At 32.5% G+C, this 22,996-nt stretch carries 24 protein-coding genes and 1 pseudogene; all 25 read left to right on the forward strand.

Annotated features, from left to right (window positions below):
• The first annotated feature begins 101 nt into the window (after window positions 1–101).
• The 25 genes and pseudogenes from AGR56_RS17190 to AGR56_RS17305 all read left to right on the forward strand — a co-directional run bounded on the left by AGR56_RS17190 (window position 102) and on the right by AGR56_RS17305 (window position 22,683).
• Complete coding sequence (locus AGR56_RS17190) at window positions 102–1,052, forward strand: glycosyltransferase family 2 protein (RefSeq protein WP_157055805.1); 951 nt, start codon at window positions 102–104, stop codon at window positions 1,050–1,052.
• The gene (locus tag AGR56_RS17195; protein WP_053243238.1) at window positions 1,042–1,470 is read left to right on the forward strand and encodes a GtrA family protein; all 429 of its coding nucleotides are present in this window, start codon (window positions 1,042–1,044) and stop codon (window positions 1,468–1,470) included. Before AGR56_RS17190 ends, AGR56_RS17195 begins: the two co-directional genes overlap by 11 nt.
• 16 nt (window positions 1,471–1,486) lie before the next feature.
• Window positions 1,487–3,184 (forward strand): glycosyltransferase family 39 protein, encoded by a 1,698-nt coding sequence (locus AGR56_RS17200; RefSeq protein ID WP_053243239.1) that lies wholly within the window; start codon window positions 1,487–1,489, stop codon window positions 3,182–3,184.
• Window positions 3,180–5,426 carry a glycosyltransferase family 39 protein gene (locus AGR56_RS17205; protein ID WP_053243363.1) on the forward strand — a complete coding sequence of 749 codons (2,247 nt, stop codon included), beginning with the start codon at window positions 3,180–3,182 and terminating at the stop codon, window positions 5,424–5,426. The genes AGR56_RS17200 and AGR56_RS17205 overlap by 5 nt, the downstream gene beginning before the upstream one ends.
• Before the next feature lie 439 nt (window positions 5,427–5,865).
• On the forward strand, window positions 5,866–7,494 hold the full coding sequence (locus AGR56_RS17210) for an ABC transporter substrate-binding protein (protein WP_053243240.1): 1,629 nt from the start codon (window positions 5,866–5,868) through the stop codon (window positions 7,492–7,494).
• Between the two features lie 251 nt (window positions 7,495–7,745).
• Window positions 7,746–8,846 (forward strand): M20 family metallopeptidase, encoded by a 1,101-nt coding sequence (locus AGR56_RS17215; RefSeq protein ID WP_242851524.1) that lies wholly within the window; start codon window positions 7,746–7,748, stop codon window positions 8,844–8,846.
• Between the two features lie 587 nt (window positions 8,847–9,433).
• Window positions 9,434–9,739 carry a PadR family transcriptional regulator gene (locus AGR56_RS17220; RefSeq protein ID WP_053243241.1) on the forward strand — a complete coding sequence of 102 codons (306 nt, stop codon included), beginning with the start codon at window positions 9,434–9,436 and terminating at the stop codon, window positions 9,737–9,739.
• Window positions 9,739–10,086, forward strand: coding sequence for a DUF1048 domain-containing protein (locus tag AGR56_RS17225; RefSeq protein WP_053243242.1), 348 nt, complete (start codon window positions 9,739–9,741; stop codon window positions 10,084–10,086). Before AGR56_RS17220 ends, AGR56_RS17225 begins: the two co-directional genes overlap by 1 nt.
• Before the next feature lie 9 nt (window positions 10,087–10,095).
• A complete protein-coding gene (locus tag AGR56_RS17230) occupies window positions 10,096–10,446 on the forward strand; it encodes a DUF1048 domain-containing protein (RefSeq protein WP_053243243.1) in 351 nt (116 codons plus the stop codon).
• 17 nt (window positions 10,447–10,463) lie between these two features.
• Window positions 10,464–11,222: an ATP-binding cassette domain-containing protein gene (locus AGR56_RS17235; RefSeq protein ID WP_053243244.1), complete on the forward strand. Its 759-nt coding sequence runs from the start codon at window positions 10,464–10,466 to the stop codon at window positions 11,220–11,222.
• Window positions 11,223–11,993, forward strand: coding sequence for an ABC transporter permease (locus tag AGR56_RS17240; protein ID WP_053243245.1), 771 nt, complete (start codon window positions 11,223–11,225; stop codon window positions 11,991–11,993).
• A gap of 557 nt (window positions 11,994–12,550) precedes the next feature.
• Window positions 12,551–13,756, forward strand: a complete 1,206-nt coding sequence (locus AGR56_RS17245) for a MerR family transcriptional regulator (protein WP_053243246.1) — start codon at window positions 12,551–12,553, stop codon at window positions 13,754–13,756.
• A 232-nt stretch (window positions 13,757–13,988) separates the two neighbouring features.
• Window positions 13,989–14,387 carry a MerR family transcriptional regulator gene (locus AGR56_RS17250; protein WP_053243247.1) on the forward strand — a complete coding sequence of 133 codons (399 nt, stop codon included), beginning with the start codon at window positions 13,989–13,991 and terminating at the stop codon, window positions 14,385–14,387.
• A 73-nt stretch (window positions 14,388–14,460) separates the two neighbouring features.
• Entirely contained in the window at window positions 14,461–15,672 is a 1,212-nt protein-coding gene (locus AGR56_RS17255) for an MFS transporter (RefSeq protein ID WP_053243248.1), read from the forward strand.
• A 126-nt stretch (window positions 15,673–15,798) separates the two neighbouring features.
• Window positions 15,799–16,319 (forward strand): annotated as a pseudogene (dcd, locus tag AGR56_RS17260) (dCTP deaminase).
• Between the two features lie 365 nt (window positions 16,320–16,684).
• Window positions 16,685–17,914 (forward strand): aminopeptidase, encoded by a 1,230-nt coding sequence (locus AGR56_RS17265; protein ID WP_053243249.1) that lies wholly within the window; start codon window positions 16,685–16,687, stop codon window positions 17,912–17,914.
• Between the two features lie 411 nt (window positions 17,915–18,325).
• Entirely contained in the window at window positions 18,326–18,559 is a 234-nt protein-coding gene (locus AGR56_RS17270) for a hypothetical protein (protein WP_053243250.1), read from the forward strand.
• Complete coding sequence (locus tag AGR56_RS17275; protein WP_053243251.1) at window positions 18,540–19,229, forward strand: hypothetical protein; 690 nt, start codon at window positions 18,540–18,542, stop codon at window positions 19,227–19,229. Before AGR56_RS17270 ends, AGR56_RS17275 begins: the two co-directional genes overlap by 20 nt.
• Before the next feature lie 19 nt (window positions 19,230–19,248).
• The gene (locus AGR56_RS17280; protein WP_053243252.1) at window positions 19,249–19,962 is read left to right on the forward strand and encodes an MFS transporter; all 714 of its coding nucleotides are present in this window, start codon (window positions 19,249–19,251) and stop codon (window positions 19,960–19,962) included.
• Window positions 19,963–20,041: 79 nt separating this feature from the next.
• The gene (locus AGR56_RS17285) at window positions 20,042–20,464 is read left to right on the forward strand and encodes a hypothetical protein (RefSeq protein ID WP_053243253.1); all 423 of its coding nucleotides are present in this window, start codon (window positions 20,042–20,044) and stop codon (window positions 20,462–20,464) included.
• A gap of 15 nt (window positions 20,465–20,479) precedes the next feature.
• Window positions 20,480–21,121, forward strand: coding sequence for a hypothetical protein (locus AGR56_RS17290; protein WP_053243254.1), 642 nt, complete (start codon window positions 20,480–20,482; stop codon window positions 21,119–21,121).
• Window positions 21,122–21,135: 14 nt separating this feature from the next.
• A complete protein-coding gene (locus AGR56_RS20495; protein WP_157055808.1) occupies window positions 21,136–21,297 on the forward strand; it encodes a hypothetical protein in 162 nt (53 codons plus the stop codon).
• Between the two features lie 164 nt (window positions 21,298–21,461).
• Window positions 21,462–21,902 carry a site-specific integrase gene (locus AGR56_RS17295; RefSeq protein ID WP_053243255.1) on the forward strand — a complete coding sequence of 147 codons (441 nt, stop codon included), beginning with the start codon at window positions 21,462–21,464 and terminating at the stop codon, window positions 21,900–21,902.
• 131 nt (window positions 21,903–22,033) lie between these two features.
• Entirely contained in the window at window positions 22,034–22,318 is a 285-nt protein-coding gene (locus AGR56_RS17300; protein WP_053243256.1) for a hypothetical protein, read from the forward strand.
• Complete coding sequence (locus AGR56_RS17305) at window positions 22,288–22,683, forward strand: hypothetical protein (RefSeq protein WP_053243257.1); 396 nt, start codon at window positions 22,288–22,290, stop codon at window positions 22,681–22,683. Before AGR56_RS17300 ends, AGR56_RS17305 begins: the two co-directional genes overlap by 31 nt.
• Window positions 22,684–22,996: the final 313 nt, after the last annotated feature.

Raw genomic sequence — 22,996 nt, forward strand, 5'->3', positions numbered from 1 at the left:
CTATTCGAATATATTAAAAGATATGAGTTTTAATGTTCGTTAGGAATCATGATAGTTTTCTATCGAATGTTATGACTACATTATACAAGGAGGTTATGAAAATGAGTAAGTCAGAAATTCAGTATTCAATAGTAGTTCCGGTTTACAATGAAGAACTTGTAATAGGAGAAACCTACAAAAGGCTTAAAAAAGTTATGGATTCTACAAAGGAAGCCTACGAAATAATTTTTGTAAATGATGGAAGTAAAGATGGAACAGTAGAAATAGCAAAAACCATTTGCAGTATGGATAAAAATATAAAATTACTTAGCTTTTCTAGAAACTTTGGGCATCAGTTAGCAATTTCAGCAGGAATGGATTATTCAAGTGGAAATGCAGTAGTTGTTATAGATGCTGACCTTCAGGATCCCCCAGAGGTTATATTAAAGATGATTGAAAAATGGAAGGAAGGTTATGATGTAGTTTATGGAAAGAGGGCTAAAAGAGAGGGAGAAACCTTCTTTAAAAAATTTACAGCAAAAGCTTTCTACAGAACTTTAAAAAGTATGACAGATATTGATATCCCTGTAGATACAGGAGACTTTAGATTAATAGATAGAAAGGTATGCGATAAGTTAAAGTCAATTCCAGAGCATAACAGGTATGTACGTGGACTTGTTAGCTGGATTGGATATAAGCAGACAGGAGTTCAGTTTGTAAGGCATGAAAGATTTGCTGGTGAAACAAAGTATCCACTTAAAAAAATGCTTAAATTTGCTTCAGATGGTATAGCCTCATTTTCATATAAGCCATTGAAATTTCCTTTATACATTGGAGGAGTAGTTAGTGCAATTAGTTTTTTATACTTTATATTTGAATTATTAAAAGATGTTTTCACAAGCAATAGTGTTTCAGGATTAAGTTTAGCTATTTCAATGATTTTCTTTTTAATAGGGATTATATTTGTAGTGTTGGGAGTGATGGGTGAGTATATAAGTCGTATGAGTGATGAAGCTAAAGGAAGACCTCTTTATATTATAGGCGAGAAGGAGGGCTTTAAAGATGAAGATTAAGCAGCTGTATAAGAAATATAAGTCAATTATAAAGTTTGGAATTGTGGGATGTATTAATACAGGAGTGGATTTTTTGACTTTTACGCTTCTCTTAAGCATATTTGGCATTGATAAACTTGTATGTCAAGTTGGTGGCTACAGCATGGGTGTGATCAATAGTTTTGTGCTTAATAAATTGTGGACTTTTAATGATAAGAAAGAAAAAGTAAATCCTATAGTGCAGTTTGCAAAGTTTGTAATTACCAACATAACTTCACTTGGAATTTCCCTTGTTGGACTTAATATTTTAAGCAATAAACTTTATATAAATGTATATGTTTCAAAGGTTATTGTCACTTTGTTTCTGCAAGTATTTAATTATGTGGTATACAAATTGTTTATATTTAAGGGAAAAGCTAATAAGCAGTTGGCGGCATAAAGTAAGGAGAGGAAAAATGAATAACTATAAAAGAAGTATACTAATTAAAGCGAGTTTAATCCTTGTCCTTGTGTTATTAATGTTTTCAAGTGGGTATGAAATATATAAGCTAAAAGGCAGTTCATCGTCTAATCAGTTAAGAGTTGGCTTTCAAGGAATGATGCCAAATAGCTCAGGGCAAAATAAAAACTTTAATGGTGGAATGTCGCAAGGGCAAAGTAATAATTCACAAAAACAGATGTCAAATGGAAATTTATCTAGCATGCCTAATGGAAAGAGCAGTAGTTCAAGTACACAGTCCACTAAGGCGCCCTCAAATTGGAATGGTAATAAACAAAGGACACCTAATTTTGGAGGAAATCAAAGTGGAAATAGGATGCCTTCAAATATGAGAAGAGGTGGAAATTCACAATCTAATAGCTACTCTGTAGAAGTCATTATATATTCAATCATATTTATAGTTTCTGCTATTTCATTATTTGTCATGGTAATTCGTAATCAAATAAAGGACTTTGAAGTTAGCACTAAATTTTTGGTTCCAGTTTTAGTTTTGATAGCATTGTTTTTAAGATTATTTATAGCAGTATTGTTACCAGAATACTCATCAGATTTAAATCTCTTTAAGAGCTGGGCAGTATCGGCTGCTAATGATTTGACAAAGGTGTATTCAAGTGCAAGAAATGCAGATTATCCACCATTGTATATGTATGTACTGGCAATTATAGGTAAGATAGGTGGTACATCGGTTTTTAGTTCATATTTTAATCTGTTTTTAAAGTTACCTTCAATATTTGCTGATATTTTAACATCGCTCATTATATATAAGTTAGCAAATAAGCGTTTATCTAGAGCTATGAGTATTATACTTGCAGCATTTTACTTATTTAACCCAGCTGTTTTGGTTAATTCAAGCGTTTGGGGTCAAGTAGATTCCTTCTTTACATTGCTTCTTGTTCTAGCAGTTTTTATGCTCTCAGAAGGAAAGGTAGGAATTGCATCGGTATTCTTTACAGCAGCGGTCCTTATGAAGCCTCAGGGAATAATCTTTTTCCCAATATTATTATTTGAACTCGTGAGACTTAAAAGTGTAAAGGAATTTGTAAAGGCAGCTTTCATTAGTTTATGTACGGCAGTATTGATAGCACTTCCATTTGTGATTACTAATGGATTTACATGGATATTTAAGTTATACTCTAGTACCGTGGGAGAGTATCCATATGCATCAGTTAATGGTTTTAATTTCTTTAGTTTAATAGGAAAAAATTATGTGAAAGATACTGGAACAATACTTGGAATAAGTTATCATAATCTAGGCATGGCGGCTATCGTATTAATAACAATATTAGCCTTTGTTATTTATCTCAAAGGAAATAGTAAAGAGTTAGCTCCAGCAGTTGCAATGCTTGAAATTTCAGGTGTATTTACATTTGCTAGTAGCATGCACGAAAGATATTTATTTCCAGCCGCTGCATTATCAATTTTAGCTTATATATATCTTAAGGATAAGAGAATATTAACACTTATAATAGGCTTTAGCATTACAATTTTCTCAAATACGTATTATGTTTTAATGCAGGGGATAGGTCGTTCTAACTCCACAGGATACACACCAGTTTTAGCAGTTACATCTGCATTAAATATTTTATTATTTGTATATTGTGTCAAAATATTAGTAAACATTTCGAGAAATAGAGGAGGCGTCAAAGTTGATTGAAAAAATAAAATTTACCAAGGAAAGAATTGCAATAACCTTAATTTTAATATTGTCAGCAGTACTTAATTTTGTAAATATAGGAATAGAGGGATACGGAAATTCATACTATGCAGCAGGTGTAAAAAGCATGACCATGAGCTTAAAGAACTTCTTCTTTGTAGCTTTTGATCCAACAGGATATGTAACCATAGATAAACCTCCTTTAGGCTTTTGGCTTCAGGCAATTTCGGCTAAGATCTTTGGTTTTAGTGGCTGGAGTATATTGCTTCCACAAGCTGTTGCAGGAGTAGTTTCAGTTTGGGTTTTATATAGAATTGTAAAGAGATCCTTTGGAAGTCCAGCAGCATTAATTTCAGCTCTATGCCTTTCAATAACACCTGTTTTCGTTGCAGTAAGCAGAAACAATACAATAGACAATACGTTAGTTATGACATTATTATTTGCATGCTGGGCACTTTCTATAGCAGCTGAAAAAGGAAAAATGAAATATATAATAATAAGTCTAGCTTTGGTTGGTGTTGGTTTTAACATAAAAATGCTTGAAGCTTATATGGTGATTCCAGCAATATATATAGTTTATCTTTTATGCAGCACAGTTTCATTTAAGAAAAGAATAGTACATTTGTTTATAGGAACTTTAGTTTTGGTTTTAGTTTCATTTTCTTGGGCAACAGTTGTAGACTTAGTACCAGCTTCAAGCAGACCATATGTAGGAAGTAGTACTAATAATAGTGAGATAGAGTTAATAATTGGGCATAATGGAGTAGAAAGATTGAGCAGCAGCGCTTCTGGAATGGGCGGCGGTGGAATGCCAAATGGTGCACGAGGTGAAAGACCAAGCGGGATGTCTGGTGGTAAATTTAATGGAAAACAAGGGCAATTATCAAATGGTCAAGCGAGTGGAGCATCAAGTGGAACACAAGGTCAATCGCCAAGTGGGCAGCTAGGTCAAGGACCAAACGGAAATCAAGGTCAGATGTCAGGTAATCAGAGTAGTTCAAGTTCGTCCAAGTCTGCATCAGGAAGCAGCAGTAAAGGAATGAATGGAGCGCCTCAAGGCTTTAATGGTGAAATGCCAAGTGGTGCACGTAATGGAAGTCAAAACGGTGGTGGCGGTGGATTCGGAGGTTCATCAGGACTTACAGGTACGTTTGGAGGTCAAACAACTGCAGGACTTCAAAGATTATTTTCTAAAAATATATTGTCTGATCAAATAATGTGGTTTTTACCTATAGCATTTATAGGATTTATAGCAGCAGCATTTAAGGAAAAATTAAAAATTAAACTTGATAATAGTAAAAAAGCATCTATAGTAATGTGGTTTATGTGGTTATTTCCTGAATTTATATACTTCAGCTTCACAAAGGGTTTGTTTCATAATTATTACTTGACTATGATGGCAGCACCAGCAGCAGCTTTAACAGGTATAGGTATTTGTTCTATGTGGAAGCTTTATAATGAAGTTGGATGGAAGCGCTGGATTTTACCTGCTGCTCTTATGATAAATAGTGCAGCTCAAGCGCTTGAATTATCATATTTTACAAGCAGTCTTTCAACTACAGTAAAAGTTATTGCAGAAGCTTCAATTGTTTTAACCTTTGTATTTTCAATAGGGCTTTGTGTATTAAGGCTTATTAAAAATCAAAGCATACAATTGAAAAAAGGAGCCGCAGCTCTTGCATTTATAGGAATTCTCATTATACCATTTATGGGCTCAGCAGCAACTTTAAAATATGCGGTATCAAACAATATGCCAGCTGCAGGATTAGAATTGTTGATGAATACTAGCAGCAGTAACGGTGGTAATAAACAAATGGGAGGCATGGGTCAAGGAAAAGAAGGAAATAGCAGTAGTAATTCAAAGTTAGTAACTTTCCTTAAAAAGAATATTACTGATGAGAAATATGCGCTTGTAGTTTCATCTTCTCAAAGTGCTGACAGTCTCATAATAAATAATAACTTAAAGGTAATGACCCTTGGGGGGTTCTCTGGCAGCGATAAAACAATAACTTTAGCTCAGTTTAAAGAACTAGTAAAAAAAGGTGAAGTAAGATATGTATTAAGTGGAGGCATGGGAGGCAGCAGCAATAACGAAATAATGCAGTGGGTCCAGAAAAATGGTAAAGTTGTAAGCTCAAGTGAATGGAGTAATTCAAATTCAAATAGCAGCAGTGAACGTATGCAGGGAATGGGTGGCTCAAGCAGTGAACAATTGTATGATTTGAAAGGAGTAGTTAAATAAAAACATTGCAAAGTAACAGTGTCTTGTAACATTAAAAAGTAATCCATAAATCTAAGGTGAAAAAATCGTAAAATTTTAAGATATTTCAATAACTAGCTGAATGCTCAGGCAGCTTGAAATATCTAAATATTTTAGATTTTTTTATCAAGATTTATTGTAGGCTACCATTTCATAATGTTAATTTTAATGGTGAAAGTTATGTATTTATTTTACATAGGAGTGTGTTTTTGCTTCGCAATAATGCAAATTTTATGAATATCAACTATAATAAAAAATAAATTTATCAATAAAATACAAAATATATTGACAATATTATTTTTATAAAGTAATATTATTATAAAATATTAACGAAATAGATTAAAAAAATATAAAATTTATTTTTGTGCACTTGGGGCTCTGTGCATTTAAAAATATCTTAAAAAAATAGGGGGGGCTAATAATGAAATCAAGAATTTTAAAAACGCTGGTAATTGCAATAACTTGCACAGCTACTATTGGATTATCAGCATGTGGAAGCAGCGGAGGAAGTAGTGAAAGTAAAAAAACTACTAGTTCAGCAAAAAAAATAATAAACGTTGGCATAATGAATGCTCCAAGTGGATTTAATGCCATTGATTCTTCTGACGTAGCACAGAATGACATGACACAAATTCTATTTAAACCTCTTGTAGAGCTTGACAGCAGCTTTAAATTTGTATCATCACTTGCAGATTCTATTGAAACGACTGATAACAAGACTTTTACTGTAAAATTGAATAAGAAGGCGAAATGGACAGACGGAAAGCCAGTAACAGCAGATGACACCATGTTTACACTAGCACTTATAACAAATCCTAAAGTATCATCTACTATTGCATCTAAATTTAATATACTAGCAGGATTAAATGATGCAGGAAAAAATACAAATGGTACAGATAACTTTGACGGAGCAAAAAAAGTGGACGACCATACAATACAGATTATTACAAAAGATCACGTTGATAAGACAGTATTTGAAGATTTAGTTGGACAATATTTAAAAACTGTTCCCAAACATATACTTAAAGATGTACCAGTTGATCAAGTATTCAAAGCATCCTTCTTCCAGAATCCTACTGTAACAGATGGACCATTTAAACTTGTTACATATAAGAAAGATCAATATGTTCAAATGGCAGCAAACAAAGATTACTTTAGAGGAGCACCTAAACTTACTCAGCTTAATTTCAAAATAATGCAAGGAACTGAAATAACTGTACAGCTTCAAAGCGGCGAAATTGATATGAATGATCCTCAAATAGGTTTAATTCCTAACGATGATGTTGATAAGGTTAAAGCAATGAAAAATATTAAGGTTGAAATAGATAAGGTTTCAAGTGGTGTTCAAACATTACAGATAAATGTAAAGAGTATACCTGATGCAAAAGTAAGAAGAGCCATTTCTTACGCAATAAACAGGAAACAGATAATAAAGAACTTGCTAAAAGGAGCAGGAGAAGAGTTTATTGGAGCATACGCACCATCAAGCCAGTTCTTTGACAAGGATATCGATTATGCAAGCTATGATCCAGCGAAGGCAAAGGCTTTGTTAAAAGAAGCAAATTGGGATTCAAGCAAAGTATTAAAATTTAATGTTCCTGTTGGAAACACAGCTCGTGAGCAAGCAGCTAACGTTATAGCTCAAAACCTTCAAGATGTCGGAATAAAGGTTCAGATTCAAAAATATGACTTTGTTACAAGTTTAGCGCTTGGTAAGAAACATCAATTTGATTTATATATAGTTGGACTTACATCAGATCCAGTTAATCCTGATATTTCAGCATATATAGGTACTGGTCAGGCTTTAGACCTAAGTGGATATAGCAATCCAGAATTAGATGCTCTCCTTCAACAAGGAAAGACAACTGTAGATAAAACAAAACGTACTGAAATTTATAATAAAGTTCAAGAAATATATTCTACTGATTCACCAAGTCCAGGTGTTTATGCACCTCTTGGCGTAGGAGCTGTTAACAAGAGAGTAACATATGGCTCTCCAAAAGGAATAGGAATGTATGTAGATATTGAAAAATGGGATGTTTCAAAGTAACAGTATTTTGGAATATTAAATAAAATCAATAAATCTAAGGATGATATCTTTAAAATTCTAAGAAGTTTCAATAACTCACTATCGTTTAGCTAGATTGGAATTCCAAAGGCTTTTAAAGATATTATCCTCAGATTTTTAAGATTTTATTTAAATTGTTCCTTCAATACTGTTACTTTGCTTCAACGGATAAGATAGGAGAAAAATTGCTATACATAATTTTAATTAATTGTTAAATAAGGAGATATATTTATATGAACACATTAGATGAAGCAAAAAAGATTGAAAAATGGATAGTTGAAATAAGAAGAGATTTTCATATGAATCCAGAACCATCATTTAAGGAAATACGAACATGTAAAATTGTTAAAGAGAAGTTGATAGAGCTCGGAATAGAAGTAAGTTCAATTGGAAAGACAGGAATTTTGGGGATTCTCAAAGGAAAAAATCCTGGAAAAACAATAGCTCTTCGTGCAGATATGGATGCGCTTTCGGTTGCGGAAGAAACTAATCTTTCATTTAAATCTAAAAATCTAGGGTTTATGCATGCATGTGGACATGATGCACATATGGCTATGCTTCTTGGGGCAGCTAAGATATTAACGAATATGAAAGATGAAATTGATGGAAATGTTAAATTTATTTTTCAACCAGCAGAAGAAGCAAGTGGAGGGTCGACAACAATGATTGAAAATGGAGTGCTTGAAAACCCTAAGGTAGACATGATTTATGGAATGCATATATTTTCACTTTTGGAATGTGGAAAAGCAGCAGTTATGGAAGGAAGTGTAATGTCTGCAGTGGATGAATGGAAACTTACTATAAAAGGTAAGTCTTGTCATGGATCAACTCCTTGGGACGGTCACGATGCAGTAATGTGTGCTGTGGCAGTAATAAGTGGACTTCAAACCATTGTAAGCAGAGTTAATGATGCTAGAAATCCCATAGGAATTAATGTTGGAACAATAAATGGTGGTGAAAGATCAAATGTAATTCCAGGTAAGGTTAAAATTACAGGCAGCAACAGAGCGTTTACACAAGAATCCCATGATATGCTTCCAACATGGATGGAAAAAATAATTAAAAGTACTTGTGAGGCATATGATTGCGAATATGATTTTATGTATAAAGTTGGGTGTGATGCAGTTACTAACCATAAGAATGCAGTTGAATTTGTAAGGGAATCTGTAAAAAAGGTTATGGGAGATGAAAATGTAGTAAAAATTCCACAAAGAATGTCTTCTGATGATTTTGGAATGTACCTTAAGAAAGTTCCTGGTATGTACATGTTTCTTGGAGCAGGAAATCAGAAAAAAAAGGTTGCTGCCATCCTCATCACTCAAATAATTTTATGATAGATGAAGACAGTCTTATAAAAGGAGCTGCATGTCATGCGCAGGTTGCTATTGATTTCCTTAAATAATAATATTTAAAATTGATAAAAATATAGTGTGTACAGCTAAAAATTGTTAACTGATTACGTTTATTAATTTTTTACAAAAATCCGCTTTAAAACAAAAAGTTTTACATTTAACACTATAAAATATAAAAACAATAAAAATACCACAATTAAATTGACAAATGTATTATATTAATATATTATTGTATATGTATGTAACTATTCGAATATATTAAAAGATATGAGTTTTAATGTTCGTTAGGAATCATGATAGTTTTCTATCGAATGTTATGACTACATTATACAAGGAGGATGTCTAAGGAAATACATAAATAGTTTATTTCATACAACATGGAATTGCAAGTAGCCATACACTTGTACTGCTTGCTGTTTAGCACCTTGCGTTTTAGATGAAATTTGTTATGAGAGCAATCCTTATTGACAAAACGTCTATTGCGTGTTACTATATAGCGGTAGTAAGTAATACTGCATACAAGTTATACAATATAGTAAGGAGTGATTGTACTGGAAAACTTAACGGAAATGCTCAAAGGTGCGCTTGAGGGCTGTGTCCTTGAAATTATAAGTCGCGGAGAAACCTACGGCTACGAAATAACGCGAAGGCTGAATGCTCTCGGTTTCACAGATGTTGTGGAAGGAACGGTCTACACCATTTTGGTGCGACTTGAGAAGAATAAACTTGTGGATATAGAAAAAAAACCGTCCGATATGGGACCTCCGCGCAAGTTTTTCGTGCTCAACGACGTGGGGCGCAAGGAACTACAGAAGTTTTGGAAAAAATGGGAGTTTGTATCATCAAAAATTAACGAGTTAAAGGAGAAGAAATAATGAATTTTTTAGAAAAAATCACAGGCAGTGATATGACTAAAGAAATGAGAACCTTTGAAGTGCGAGTCAAAAAGCTGCCTACTGATTATCAAGCGGCATGGAAAAAAATTAATGACAATCTTTGGTCACACTCAGATTTCACCGGTCGTAATCTCATGCCAATTCTTGACGGTGTGCTTGGATTGCTCGAAGAAACGGCGGCGGACGGTCAGAGTGCCCAAGAGGTTTTTGGTGAGGATATAAAAGGCTTTTGTTCAGCGCTGGTCGGCGAAGAAGGGGAAAAGTCTTTTCGCGATAAGTGGCGAAAGCAACTCAACAATAATATCGCTAAAAAATTAGGTAAATAGGAGGATAAAATGAAAATACAAGATATCATCGAAGGCAAAAAAGAGTGGCGAGCGCACGTGGGGCGTGTCAAAGCGCTCCCGCAAGATTATCAGATTGTTTATAAAGAGATTCAAAAATATCTCTTTAAGGTCGGTCCTGTTGAGCTAACTGAAGGGATTGATTTGCTCTCCGGGATTATCGATCTTTTTGAAGAGGGCGCGGCCTTAGGGAAAGGCGTGCTCGAAGTGACGGGTAGTGACGTAGCGGCTTTCTGTGACGATCTAATCAAAGATTCAAAAACTTACGCTGACGCATATCAAGAATCTGTTGACCAAGAAGTTAACATGGCCATGAAAAATGTTACGGATAAAACAAATTAAAAGGAGGGGATATCAGGATGAAAAAAGCAATTGAAGTGAAAGGTCTGCGAAAGTCTTTTAAGGACATAGAAGTTCTAAAAGGCGTCAATTTTGAAGTGAAGCGAGGCGAGGTTTTTGCTCTGCTCGGCTCCAACGGCGCGGGCAAGACGACGATTGTAAAAATCCTCACCACGCTGCTCAAACAGGACAGCGGAACTACCACCGTCAACGGTTTTGATGTTGCGTCAAAGCCCGACAATGTGCGTCAATCAATCAGTCTTGCCGGGCAATTCGCCGCCGTGGACGAGATTTTGACCGGACGAGAAAATTTGATTATGATTGCCAAACTTCGACACCTCAAAAATCCGCGTCAGGTGGCAGATGATTTACTAAATCGCTTCGGCTTGGCCGACGCTGCGGAACGCAGGGTGTCCACATATTCGGGAGGTATGCGCCGCAGGCTTGACATTTCCATGAGCCTGATTGGAAAACCGCAGCTTATTTTTCTCGACGAACCGACTACCGGGCTTGATCCTAAGGCGCGCATCGAGGTTTGGAAGACAATCAAAGAGCTTGCCGAGAACGGTACAACGGTATTTTTGACAACGCAGTATCTGGAGGAAGCCGAGCGGCTTGCCGACCAAATTGCCATTCTGCATGAGGGAAGGATTATCGTGAGCGGCACGCTCGAGGAACTGAAAAAACTGTTTCCTCCTACAAAGGTGGAATACATTGAAAAACAGCCAAGCTTAGAGGAAATATTCCTTGCAATTATTGGCAAGAAGGAGGAAAAGTAAATGGAAGCTACTAAGAGACATTTTTTCAGTGATATGGGCGTTATGCTCGGACGTTCCATGCGTCATATTTTCCGCAGCATGAATACAATCATCACGGTCACTATCACTCCGATCGCCATGATGCTGCTGTTCGTTTATGTGTTTGGCGGCGCGATTCAAACCGGAACGGACAACTATGTTAATTATCTGCTGCCTGGCATCCTGTTGATTGCAATTGCAAGTGGCATATCCTATACGGCTTACCGTCTGTTTATGGATATGCAAAGTGGCATCTTCGAACGATTCCACTCCATGCCAATTGCGCGTTCGGCTGCGCTGTGGGGGCATGTGCTGACATCACTGGTATCCAATGCAATTTCGATTGTTGTAATTATTCTTGTGGCGTTCATTATGGGCTTCCGCTCGTCGGCAGGAGTATTGTCATGGCTTGCTGTGATCGGTATACTGGTCCTGTTTACGCTGGCTCTGACATGGATTGCGGCCATTGCCGGACTGTCTGCAAAATCGGTGGATGGTGCAGGTGCCTTTTCATACCCGCTTATCTTTCTTCCATTTATCAGCTCGGCCTTTGTGCCAACCGCTTCTATGCCGGGACCTGTTCGTGCTTTTGCTGAAAACCAGCCAGTTACCTCCATCGTGGATGCTATTCGTGCACTGCTGTTAGGTCAGCCAGTTGGCAATGATATATGGGTTGCTCTTTTATGGTGTGTCGGAATTATGCTTGTAGCTTATATCTTTGCGATGAGAGCGTATAGACGTAAAGCAGCTTAATGTTTGCAGGCATTAAAATGTAAAACAACTTAATATATCAGTTATAAAAGAGCCAGACGCTATATTCAAGGTACTTAGTGACTCGGTAGCTCATATTAGACGAACTATTCGAACGCAACGAGCTAACCTTGTATAAGCTTACGGCATATTTAATTATGAAGTATAAATTCAACATTTGGCGTTAGGGGATAGCTAAACATTTATCTGTATTAGATGATGCAGGACGTGTAAAATCAAAACGAAAAGGAAAATATTGAGCACTTATTTTTAGCAATGAACCACTTAAAAATTTGCTGAAAGGATGGATAGAATAATTTTATAAATCAAACTAATAAACAAATGTTTTATGGGTTTTTTGAGAATAATTTCAGAAGGCCCGTTTTTTGCATATATATTTATGATCTTGAAATATACTAATAAATTTCAAAACAGTGTTGACCATAACATTATGTTATAGTGTAATATAAAAATAGAGATTAAAATGCTAACGAAAACTCACAGCCGGCAGAGTATAAGCCTGCATTTATAGCTCTAAAATCAAAGTTAGAGGTGAAGTTATGAGAACAGTAAAACAAGTTTCGGATTTAACGGGAATAAGTGTGCGTATGCTGCGTCACTACGATAAAATTGGACTACTAAAACCAACTAAATTAACGGAAGCAGGCTACAGGCTTTATGATGATGAAGCACTTGAAACCCTACAGCAGATTTTATTTTTTAAAGAACTTGATTTACCACTTAAAGATATTAAGGAAATCATAACTAGCCCTAATTTTGATAAGATGAAAGCTCTAGAAAGTCATAAAAAGCTAATCATTTTAAAAAGAGATAGACTAAATGGAATTATAGAGCTTATAAATAAAACCTTAAAAGGAGCGAATTCCATGAGTTTTAAAGAATTTGATATGACCGAATATTATAATGCACTAGAAGATTTTAAAACAGAACACGAAGATAAGGTAATTAAAATGTATGGAAGTGTAGAAAAATATAATGAATTTGTTGAAAAATGTAGGGCTAAAGAAGTTGATATTGCTAAAGAAGCTGTAAAGCATTATGGAAGTATAAAAAAGTTTGCTGAAGCCATAAAGAAAAATTTAAATAGTGATGCAATTACTAAAGCAGAACAAATTGATGAGTTTAAAAAAGATTGTCTTTATGATAGGAATTCAAAATTAAGGAAACTGTATAAAAAAATAACAGCTGACTTGAGCAAAGATCCTTCTTCAAAGGAGATTCAACAAATTGCTGGAGAAATAACTAATATAGTTAAAAGAGACTATAAGGTTTTTAAAAATGAACTTGGAGATTATTATTGGTATACTTTGGTAAGAAATTGCTTGGAGTTTCCTAAAGGTTTAGTGAAAAACTATGATGGAAGTGGTGTGTCATGGTTAGAGGCAATAGATATAAAGTATGGTGAAGGTGCCGCTAAATTTACAGGAAAAGCTTTGAAAATTTACTTGGGAGATTACGAGCCTAAAATAGAAAAGCTATATAAAAAGCTTAGAGCCGATTTAAGTAAAGATCCTACTTCAAATGAAATTCAACAAATTGTTTTTGAGATAGCAAAAGAAACTAGAAGACAAAATGAAGTTCTGAAGGTAGATAGTGGAGAGAATTTTTTTGGATATATGGCAGATTTTTATTTATCAAAGCCTACATTTATCAAAGCAACAGATAAAAAATATGGAGAGGGTGCAGCAAAATTTATTGGGGAAGCTTTCAAATTTTATTCTCAAAATAAAATTGAGATGAAATAATAATATTTGGAGATGTTAAACGGAAGTTATGAATCTAAGATTTATTAGCTTCCATTTAAACCATCTCTTCAATAGTTACTTTTAATGTCTTTCGCCTTAATAAGAGCAAAGCATATTTAAATGTTAAATATAAGATGTAAATGCCTAAGCAGATTTTTAAATATTAATTGACAATAAAAAAATAAATGCTAATATACATTTAACGTTAACGTTAAATAAGGGAGTGAACTACGTGAGTTACAAAATTGGGGAAATAGCTAAGCTTACTAATTTGACAACTAGAACAATTCGATATTATGAAGGTCTTGGATTATTAGGAGCTAGAGAAAAAAGGTCTCAGGGTCAGCTTAGGTTATTTGATAATCACGATATTAAGCGTTTAAAAAAAATTCAGATGCTAAAAGATCTTGGGTTAACTTTAGAAGAAATTAGTAAAGTAATTGAACTATACTTTACAGATGGCCAAGTTTTGGAAGGGAAACGTCGTGTAATTAATATTTTAAAGGAGCATATCAAAACTGCTGAAGAAAAAATTAAAGAATTAAATACATTTAAAAAGGAATGTGAAGAAAATATCTTAAAACTAGAATTGATTATTGAAAAGTCACATATGCAAGAGAAAAACAAATAGGGATTTTCATATTTGTTTTTTACTTACTATTTTACGTTTACGTTAAAGTTATATAATTGGAGGATTAATCTTAATGAATCAGTATGAAAAAATAAATATTCAACAAAAATTTAAACTAAGCCGCTTTCTTGTTGTTTTAATGTCAATAGCTAGCGGCATTACTGTAGCTAACTTATATTATTCTCAGCCGTTATTGGAAAATTTTTCAAGGTTTTTTAATGTATCTTCAACCATGATTGGAATTTCAGCTATGTTAATACAAATTGGTTATGCAATTGGGCTAATTTTTTTAGTTCCGTTAGGAGACATTATAGAACATCGCTTTTTAATTATGACGATGCTGTTTTGTTCTATGGCAGCGCTAATTGGACTTTCTTTTGCTTCAAACGTGAAATGGCTATTTGTTGGATCTTTATTAGTTGGGATGACTTCAATTACACCAATGCTCATTGTGACTTTAGCAGCGCATTTGGCGGAGCCTGCTTATAGAGGTCGTGTAATTGGAAACGTCATGAGTGGATTGTTGATTGGCATGTTGCTGTCTCGGACATTTAGTGGCGTTGTTGGATCAGCTTTAGGTTGGCAAGTTGTTTATCGTATAGCAGCTGTGATGATGGGGCTACTTATTTTAATATTTTACTTTTTACTACCCGAAATTTCCTCGGATACAGTAATGAGTTATGGAAAATTACTTAAGTCTTTAGTAGGTTTACTTAAAAAGCAAGCTGTATTAAGAAGAGCTTCATTAATTGGTGCAATGATGTTTGCCACCTTTAGTGATTTTTGGACTACACTCTCATTTTTGTTGAAATCCCCAACCTACAATATGGGGGCTCAAGCTGCTGGAATATTTGGTTTGCTGGGAGTAGTAGGAGCCTTAGCAGCTTCTATTGTAGGGAGAATTTCTGATAAAAAGGGTCCGCGCTTTACTTTAACCATAGCAATTGTATTTTCTTTTGCGTCATATATTTGCCTTTGGGTTTTTGGATATAATATGTGGGGACTTATTATCGGCATAATTTTATTAGACTTAGGTGTGCAATCTGGTCAAATTTCTAATCAAGCGGGCATTAATGATTTAGATGCTGCAGCACGTAGTCGTAATAACGCTGTATACATGGCTTTTTATTTTATAGGTGGAGCAGTGGGATCTTTTCTTGGTTCATATTTCTGGGGATTGTTTGGTTGGACAGGAGTATGTGCAGTAGGAATAGTTTTTCAAATTATTGCGGCTGTGACCCATATTATAGGTACAAGGCGAAGAGAATCTAAAATTTTATTTTGAAAACAAAAACAGTGCGGATTTTTGTAATTAATAAAATTTTATTATAAAGCTAATAATAAAGAGTCATTATGTTATAATTATAAAAACAATATTTTTGGGAAATATACAAAGGTTAGGAGGATTTTTATGATTCTTTCAGGAAAAAAATAAAAGAAGAATTAGGAAAAGAAATAATAATAGAGCCTTTTAATGAAAAACAGCTTAATCCAAATAGTTATAACTTAAAATTGCATAATGAACTTCTTGTTTACGATGAAGAAGTTTTAGATATGAAGAAGGAAAATAAAGCAAGTAAGCTTATAATACCAGAGGAGGGAATAGTTTTACAGCCAAGGAAACTGTATCTTGGAAGAACTATGGAATATACGGAAACAGATAAATATGTGCCTATGCTTGAAGGAAGGTCATCTGTTGGAAGACTAGGGCTTTTCATACATGTAACAGCAGGATTTGGAGACGTTGGTTTTCATGGATATTGGACGCTTGAAATATTCTGTGTTCAGCCTATAAGAATTTATTCTGGAGTGGAAATTTGCCAAATTTATTATCATGATATTGATGGAGAGTATGATAAATATTCTAGTGGCAAGTACCAAAATAATGAGGGTATTCAGCCAAGTTTGCTTTATAAAGATTTCAATAAATAAAAGTATAGTAAACTACTAGAAGATTTAGAAATATATTTTGTGAGGTTTGGCAAGTAATTTATAAATATTAAGAGCACAAAGTACAGAGGACAGAGTACAGTGAAGGATGATTTTTTTCTCCACTATCGCTTTGAAAAATCTAAAACTTAATGCTAACGCAGTGGCAGCATATATGGGAATCAGCGCAGCTGACAAATATATAAGTTCTAAGATTTACCTAAGTGAAACGAAAGGTAAATCTACCTTAACTCTACTCTCTAATCTTTACTCTCTACTCTGTATAAAAGTTAAGTGTTACTAAAAAATTTTTAGTTGATTTAAGAGTTGTATGTAATTTTGAAAAACGTGGAAGTGAGGGTTTAATAATGGAACAAAATTTATTAAAAAAGTATGCAGAGCTCGTAGTTAAAATAGGAGTTAACATACAAAAGAATCAAACACTTGTTGTAAGTTCTCCTATTGAGTGTGCTGACTTTGTTAGAGAAATATCCGAAGAGGCATATAAGTGTGGAGCTAGAGATGTTGAGGTAAGATGGAAGGATGATAAGCTTTCAAGAATAAAATACCTTAATGCTCCAGAAGAAATTTTTGAAGAATTTCCTGAATGGCAGAAGGAATTTTATATATCCTATGCTAGAGGAGGAGCAGCTTTTCTTAGTATAGCTGCATCAGATCCAGAAGCGCTTAAAGGGGTAGATCCAGACAGAATGGTAAAAGCAGAAAAAGCCACTGATGCTGCAATAAAGGAATATGTAGAAAGAATGATGAGTGATAAGAATTCATGGTGCGTAGTATCTATGCCTACAAAAAAATGGGCGCAAAAAGTTTTTCCTAATGTTTCAGAGGAAGAAGCAGTTAAAAAATTGGGAGAAGCAATAGCAAAGACTATAAGGCTTAATGAAGAAGATCCTGTAAGTGCGTGGATGAAACATAAGGATAATATGATTAAAAATGCAGAGTTTTTAAATAAATATAAATTTAAATACCTTAAATATAAAAATTCCTTGGGAACAGATTTAAAGATAGAGTTGCCAGAAAGTCATATGTGGCTTGCAGCTTCGTCAAAAACTCCAGAGGGAATAGAATTTATACCTAATATGCCAACAGAAGAAGTATTCACTCTTCCTAAGAAAACAGGGGTAGACGGAAAGGTTGTTAGCTCAAAACCTTTAAATTATAATGGAAATTTAATTGACAATTTTTCAATTACCTTTAAAGCTGGAAGAATTGTAGATTATGCTGCTGAAAAGGGTTATGAAAATTTAAAGAGCATGATAGAAACAGATGAAGGATCTCATTATCTTGGAGAGGTAGCTTTGGTTCCATATGATTCTCCAATTTCAAACTCAAACATATTATTTTATAATACTTTATTTGATGAAAATGCTTCATGCCATTTAGCAATAGGAAAGGCTTACCCAACATGTATAAAGGATGGTAGTGATATGTCAAAAGAAGAACTTGAAGCTTTGGGTGTAAATGATTCTATAACACATGTGGATTTTATGGTAGGAACAAGCGACTTAAGTATAGTAGGAGTTACGGAAAGTGGAGAAGAAGTAACTGTATTTAAAGATGGAAACTTTAATATCTAAATGGAATTTTATGAATGATGCTGAGGTTATTCATAGTTTAAAAATATTGCGAACTAATTCGAGTTAAGGGTTTTAACTTGCCTTGCTCGTTAAAAGACTAACTTTTTCACTTATGTGAAAAGTGAAGGGTTTGACGATGCTTTGCACGTCAAAGGTGAACTTTTCGTCTAAAGCCAAAAGTTAAGGTGATTTTTCCTTCTCTATATAATAATAAATTAATGTATATATAATATGCTAGGAGGTGATAGAATGAAGAGAATAAGGAAACAAAGTAAAAAAATGTCCGTGGTTTCATGTAAAGTAATTACGGGAGAAGAAATCACAATTTCCCCAAAGGTAAATAAAAATTAAATTTGTTGTTCAAAGGATATATAAATTTTTATATATCCTTTGACATTAGAGGTGCATGTTATGAAAATTGAATTTTTGCATGGAACTGAAAATGATTTAGATGATATTATCAAAATTGAATCTGAAGCATATAAAAAAATATCCAAAAACAATTTAAGTAAGAGAACATTTAAAGAAATTAAGATGTTTTATGAACAATGTCCAGATGGGTTTTTTGTTTCAAAATGCAATGATGAAAAATGTAGGATTTATTTTTACAAGAAATTGGGGGACTATGGGATGGTCAGGACCTAGTGCTATTTATCCTGACTTTCAGAAAATGGGAATAGGAAAAAAATTATTAGATATGAGTTCAAATTTTTTAAATATAAATAAATGTAATTATTATGGATTTGAAACAATTCCACAAAATTTAAATATTTATACTAGATGCAATTCTATACCAACTACACCAACACTTATAATGAAAAAAAAATTAAAACTAGCTTCTTTAGAAAGTTCTAAAAAAGATCTAATAATTAGAAAAGCAAAATTTAAGAGTGATTATGAAAATATTTATAACTTTGCAGAAAAAATTATACATGGCATTGATTTAGCCAATGGAATTACGTTAGGAGAATTATATTTAAATTATAATGTGTTTTTGATAAATTATAATGATTATTTAAACGGTTTTTTTATAACCAAATTAAATGATAAAAATTCTCTATATATACCTATAATTATTTTGTCATTAAATCATGGGTTGAAATTCAAAGATTACATATCATTAATTGAAAGATATTTTTACGAAAATAAAATTTCGTCTTTGACTTATCCAATTAATTGCTCAAATATAAAATTGGTATTATTTATGAAGGAACATGGATATAAATCGGTGGCATATTCATTAAGAATGATTAATGACAAGTCAAAAGAATTTAACCCTAATAATGGAGTCTTTTTATATTTATGGGGTACTTAATATGTGGAGGAAGAATAAAATGAAAAATGAAATTATAAAAAATAAAGCATTCATGAAATTGTGGCTAGGAAGTACAGTCTCAAATTTAGGGGATTCTATGGATAATATTGTATTTATAATGTTAGCAATTAAATTAACTAATTCACCATCGGCTACTGGAATTTTAATGATGATAATATCATTACCAAATTTTATTTTTTCAATTCTAGGCGGAACAGTTGCAGACAATTATGAAAAGAAAAAAATTATGTTATATGCTAATTTAGGACAAGGGCTTGTTACATTAATAATACTTATATTAGTTATGTTTGACAAAATGACATTTTTAGCGTTATGTATTCTCCTGTTTATTGTAGAAAGTTTATCTAGATTTAATACTCCAGCATATATGGCATTACTTCCTAGCATAGTAGAAAAAAAGTTGTTTGTTAATGCAAGAGCGTTTTCTTTATCAACACAAAGTGTAATAGGAATGGTAGGACCATCTATTGCAGCTATACTAATTAATAATGGATACACTTTACCAATTGCATTTGATGCTTTTAGCTATATTTTTGCAGCATTTATGATAGGAATTACTTCTATAAAAGTTAGTATATTAAAAAAAACAAAAGTCAAAAATATTTTTACAAAAGAGTTTATGAATGATATTATAGACGGATTTAAGTACTTAAAATTAAATAAAAATTTATTAAGCATTTTTTCGTTGATTTTTTTATTAATTTATTTTTAGGATTTTTGATGTTGCATTACCTTTTTATGTAAAAATAAATTTAAGGTTACCTACTCAATATTATGGATATTTAAAAACTATGGCAATTGGAACATTTGTGTTTGCCAGTTTTATAATTACAAAGAGTACAATATTAAAACCAGGAAAAATAAGTGTATTATCAATTTTTCCAATGGGAATAAGTTTAATTGTTTTTGGTTTGTCTAAAAACTTTTTTATATCAAGTATATTCTGGATAGTTGCATCTATATTTAGATGCTTTATTGTTTTAATGTTAAATTCATTTTATGGTTTAATAGGAGATGATCAATATAGAGGAAGAATCATGGGAATGAGTACAATGTTATACGCTACGATAGTACCAATTTCTAATGGACTATCAGGAATAATGGTACAAAGTTTTACGGCATCAGTAATATTTATTTTATCAGGTTTTGGCTTATTATTAGTTGCAATAGTTTATCTATTTAATAGAAGTTTATTACAATATAAGATTAATTAAGTTGAGGAGGTTAATATGAACACTGAAGAAATAATGGATATTTCGCTTAAAATGTCTGGACTAAAAAAAATTCCTTGCGATTCAGAAATAATTGTTAGAGGAGATAACATAAATAGTATATTATTTGGGGTAGATGCAACTATTTCTGAATTATTAATGGCTAAACAATTATCAATTGATTGTGTTATAAGTCATCATCCCGTGGGAATAAGCTCAATACTAAATTTTTCTGGCATTTTGAATGCACAAATTGAATGTATGGTTAAAGCTGGTGTTCCAATAAATAAAGCCTGCAAATTATTAAAAGATAAGATAAATAAAATCAATTTTGAAAATGCAGCCATTAATTTTAGTAGAAATGCATCATCTGCAAAATTATTAAATATACCTTATATTAATATTCATACTCCAGCTGATATTATATCTGAAAAGATTGTTCAAAAACATTTGGATATGAAATTTAAATATAATTCAAAGGTGAGGCTCTACGAAATAATAGAATCATTACTTGAAATAGATGAATATAATAGATCACCTTTAAAACCTAGTATTAGAGTAGGTTCAAAAGATGATTTTGCAGGAAGAATATTAGTGTTAATGGCAGGCGGTACTATAGCTAGTGGAGAGGTTTTAAAAGCGTATTTGATGCAGGAATAGGAACAATAATATGTATGTATTTACCAGATGATATTAGGATGGAAGTGGAAGAACAGAATATAGGAAATATAATTGAAGCCGGTCATATGGCAAGTGATTCTATTGGAATTAATAGGATAATAGACAAATTGGAAGAAGGTGGTGTTAAGGTAGTGAAAACATCAGGAATAATATAGCGTATTGATTTTATCATTTGCAATCCGTATCAACCACAATAATATTCATATATTATTATCATGAATAAATTTAATATATAAATAAGGAGCTTTAACTGCCTCAATAACAGGTGGTTAAAGCTTTTTTATTTACTAAAAAATAAAATTATTAGGAGGAAGTAAAAATGTCAATAAATAAAACAAAGGAAATGTCTAAGGAAGAAATTACAGAAAGTGAAGATCCAGTAGAAGAAAAAGAAAAATCTAATTTTCACAAGAAGGCAGTTGTATTTAATATAAGTGCAGAGGGTAAAAAAATCATTGATGAATTCAAGCAGTATCTTATAGAAAACAAGAAAGTTTCCAGCACTTTAAGGTCATACCTTTTTGATGTTAATAGTTTTATAGAATTTGTTGAAACTGATGGAACGGCATTTAATGGTAAATTTACTCTTCAAAATTATAAGGATTTTATAGAAATGCAAATAGATAAAAAATTTAAGATTAACACTATTAACAAAAGGATTAACAGCCTACAGCAGTTCAATATATTCCTATTATCAAAGGAGTATATGGACGGGGTGATTATAATTCTAAAGAAGGACAAGCTAACAGAAGAAAAGTAGAAATAAAAATAAAAGACTTAAAGCAATCAATTTAAATTTCAATTAACTATATATAAATAAATATAATATCAAAATACATAAATGATAGATGAATTAAGGTCTATCATTTTTTTATTTTGGAGGAAAAGAAAATGGACAATAAAGCAGATAACAAGACCTTAATTAGCAAATTTATTATGAAAGAAGTAGAGCAAATTTACATGAAATACAGTGCTATAGAAGAAGAGGAATTAAATATAGTTGCTGATTTCATAAAGTTGCTTGAAGAAAATAAAATAGATTTTGACCCTTATGTAGACTATAGAGCTATGAAGGCTATGTTAATTCAGAAGGAAAAGAAATTTTATACTGCTATAAAGATATATAGAAGAAGGGGAAAGATTAAATGTACATTATTCAAACAAAACAGGATTTAAATATACTAGAAAAATCAAAGGTCATGGAGGAAGAATTTATTAAATTACTTAAAGATAAATTTAACAGCTTATACGAGGATCTTTCAGAAGGAACACCTCTAAATGAATTTTCTCTTGAAGATAAAGGGTATATTGTAATATTGCATGAGGGTGACAACATAAGAAATTTATCAACGGTGGGATTAAATCCAAATGGGGGGCTTCTTTCTGCAATCCCCGAGTTTATAAATGAAATGATCCTTAATAAATTTAAGATATATGAAGTAATAGTAGTTTATAATAATGAATTCTGCATGACATTTTATATGTCAGATAAATTAATAAATGATGATGAAGTAAAGAAGTGGATAGAAGAATACAAGTAAAAGCTCTTAGCCTAAGTATATTGGTTAAGAGCTTTTTTTATATAAGAAATTATTGTTGTTATTAAGGAAGGTTTGATAAAGATAAGTATATTACAAGAGGAATAAATGCAAATATAAAAATGGAGATTCAATTATTAATATGATCATTAAAAATATATGTTTATTTTTATGAAAAATTTGATATAATATAAATAAGAAATGCAAAAATAAAAATAGGGTGTTGGCGCACCCTATAGTATACAATATAGTTGCTTAGGCAACTGGCATCACTATTAAATTTGTAATTAAAAATAGTAGCTAACCATTGCGAACG

Source organism: Clostridium sp. DMHC 10, assembly GCF_001270375.1.
In the GTDB taxonomy this organism is placed as follows: Bacteria; Bacillota; Clostridia; order Clostridiales; family Clostridiaceae; genus Clostridium_S; species Clostridium_S guangxiense.

Bases quoted from the DNA above. Each gene is read 5' to 3' on its own strand.
- AGR56_RS17265 (WP_053243249.1), top strand. From the start codon at position 16,685: ATGGAACAAAATTTATTAAAAAAGTATGCAGAGCTCGTAGTTAAAATA.
- AGR56_RS17220 (WP_053243241.1), top strand. From the start codon at position 9,434: ATGCTCAAAGGTGCGCTTGAGGGCTGTGTCCTTGAAATTATAAGTCGC.
- AGR56_RS17195 (WP_053243238.1), top strand. From the start codon at position 1,042: ATGAAGATTAAGCAGCTGTATAAGAAATATAAGTCAATTATAAAGTTT.
- AGR56_RS17290 (WP_053243254.1), top strand. From the start codon at position 20,480: ATGAACACTGAAGAAATAATGGATATTTCGCTTAAAATGTCTGGACTA.
- AGR56_RS17275 (WP_053243251.1), top strand. From the start codon at position 18,540: ATGGGATGGTCAGGACCTAGTGCTATTTATCCTGACTTTCAGAAAATG.
- AGR56_RS17230 (WP_053243243.1), top strand. From the start codon at position 10,096: ATGAAAATACAAGATATCATCGAAGGCAAAAAAGAGTGGCGAGCGCAC.
- AGR56_RS17210 (WP_053243240.1), top strand. From the start codon at position 5,866: ATGAAATCAAGAATTTTAAAAACGCTGGTAATTGCAATAACTTGCACA.
- AGR56_RS17270 (WP_053243250.1), top strand. From the start codon at position 18,326: ATGAAAATTGAATTTTTGCATGGAACTGAAAATGATTTAGATGATATT.
- AGR56_RS17235 (WP_053243244.1), top strand. From the start codon at position 10,464: ATGAAAAAAGCAATTGAAGTGAAAGGTCTGCGAAAGTCTTTTAAGGAC.
- AGR56_RS17255 (WP_053243248.1), top strand. From the start codon at position 14,461: ATGAATCAGTATGAAAAAATAAATATTCAACAAAAATTTAAACTAAGC.
- AGR56_RS17295 (WP_053243255.1), top strand. From the start codon at position 21,462: ATGTCAATAAATAAAACAAAGGAAATGTCTAAGGAAGAAATTACAGAA.
- AGR56_RS17305 (WP_053243257.1), top strand. From the start codon at position 22,288: ATGTACATTATTCAAACAAAACAGGATTTAAATATACTAGAAAAATCA.
- AGR56_RS17240 (WP_053243245.1), top strand. From the start codon at position 11,223: ATGGAAGCTACTAAGAGACATTTTTTCAGTGATATGGGCGTTATGCTC.
- AGR56_RS17300 (WP_053243256.1), top strand. From the start codon at position 22,034: ATGGACAATAAAGCAGATAACAAGACCTTAATTAGCAAATTTATTATG.
- AGR56_RS17285 (WP_053243253.1), top strand. From the start codon at position 20,042: ATGGCAATTGGAACATTTGTGTTTGCCAGTTTTATAATTACAAAGAGT.
- AGR56_RS17190 (WP_157055805.1), top strand. From the start codon at position 102: ATGAGTAAGTCAGAAATTCAGTATTCAATAGTAGTTCCGGTTTACAAT.
- AGR56_RS20495 (WP_157055808.1), top strand. From the start codon at position 21,136: ATGTATTTACCAGATGATATTAGGATGGAAGTGGAAGAACAGAATATA.
- AGR56_RS17280 (WP_053243252.1), top strand. From the start codon at position 19,249: ATGAAAAATGAAATTATAAAAAATAAAGCATTCATGAAATTGTGGCTA.
- AGR56_RS17200 (WP_053243239.1), top strand. From the start codon at position 1,487: ATGAATAACTATAAAAGAAGTATACTAATTAAAGCGAGTTTAATCCTT.
- AGR56_RS17225 (WP_053243242.1), top strand. From the start codon at position 9,739: ATGAATTTTTTAGAAAAAATCACAGGCAGTGATATGACTAAAGAAATG.
- AGR56_RS17245 (WP_053243246.1), top strand. From the start codon at position 12,551: ATGAGAACAGTAAAACAAGTTTCGGATTTAACGGGAATAAGTGTGCGT.
- AGR56_RS17215 (WP_242851524.1), top strand. From the start codon at position 7,746: ATGAACACATTAGATGAAGCAAAAAAGATTGAAAAATGGATAGTTGAA.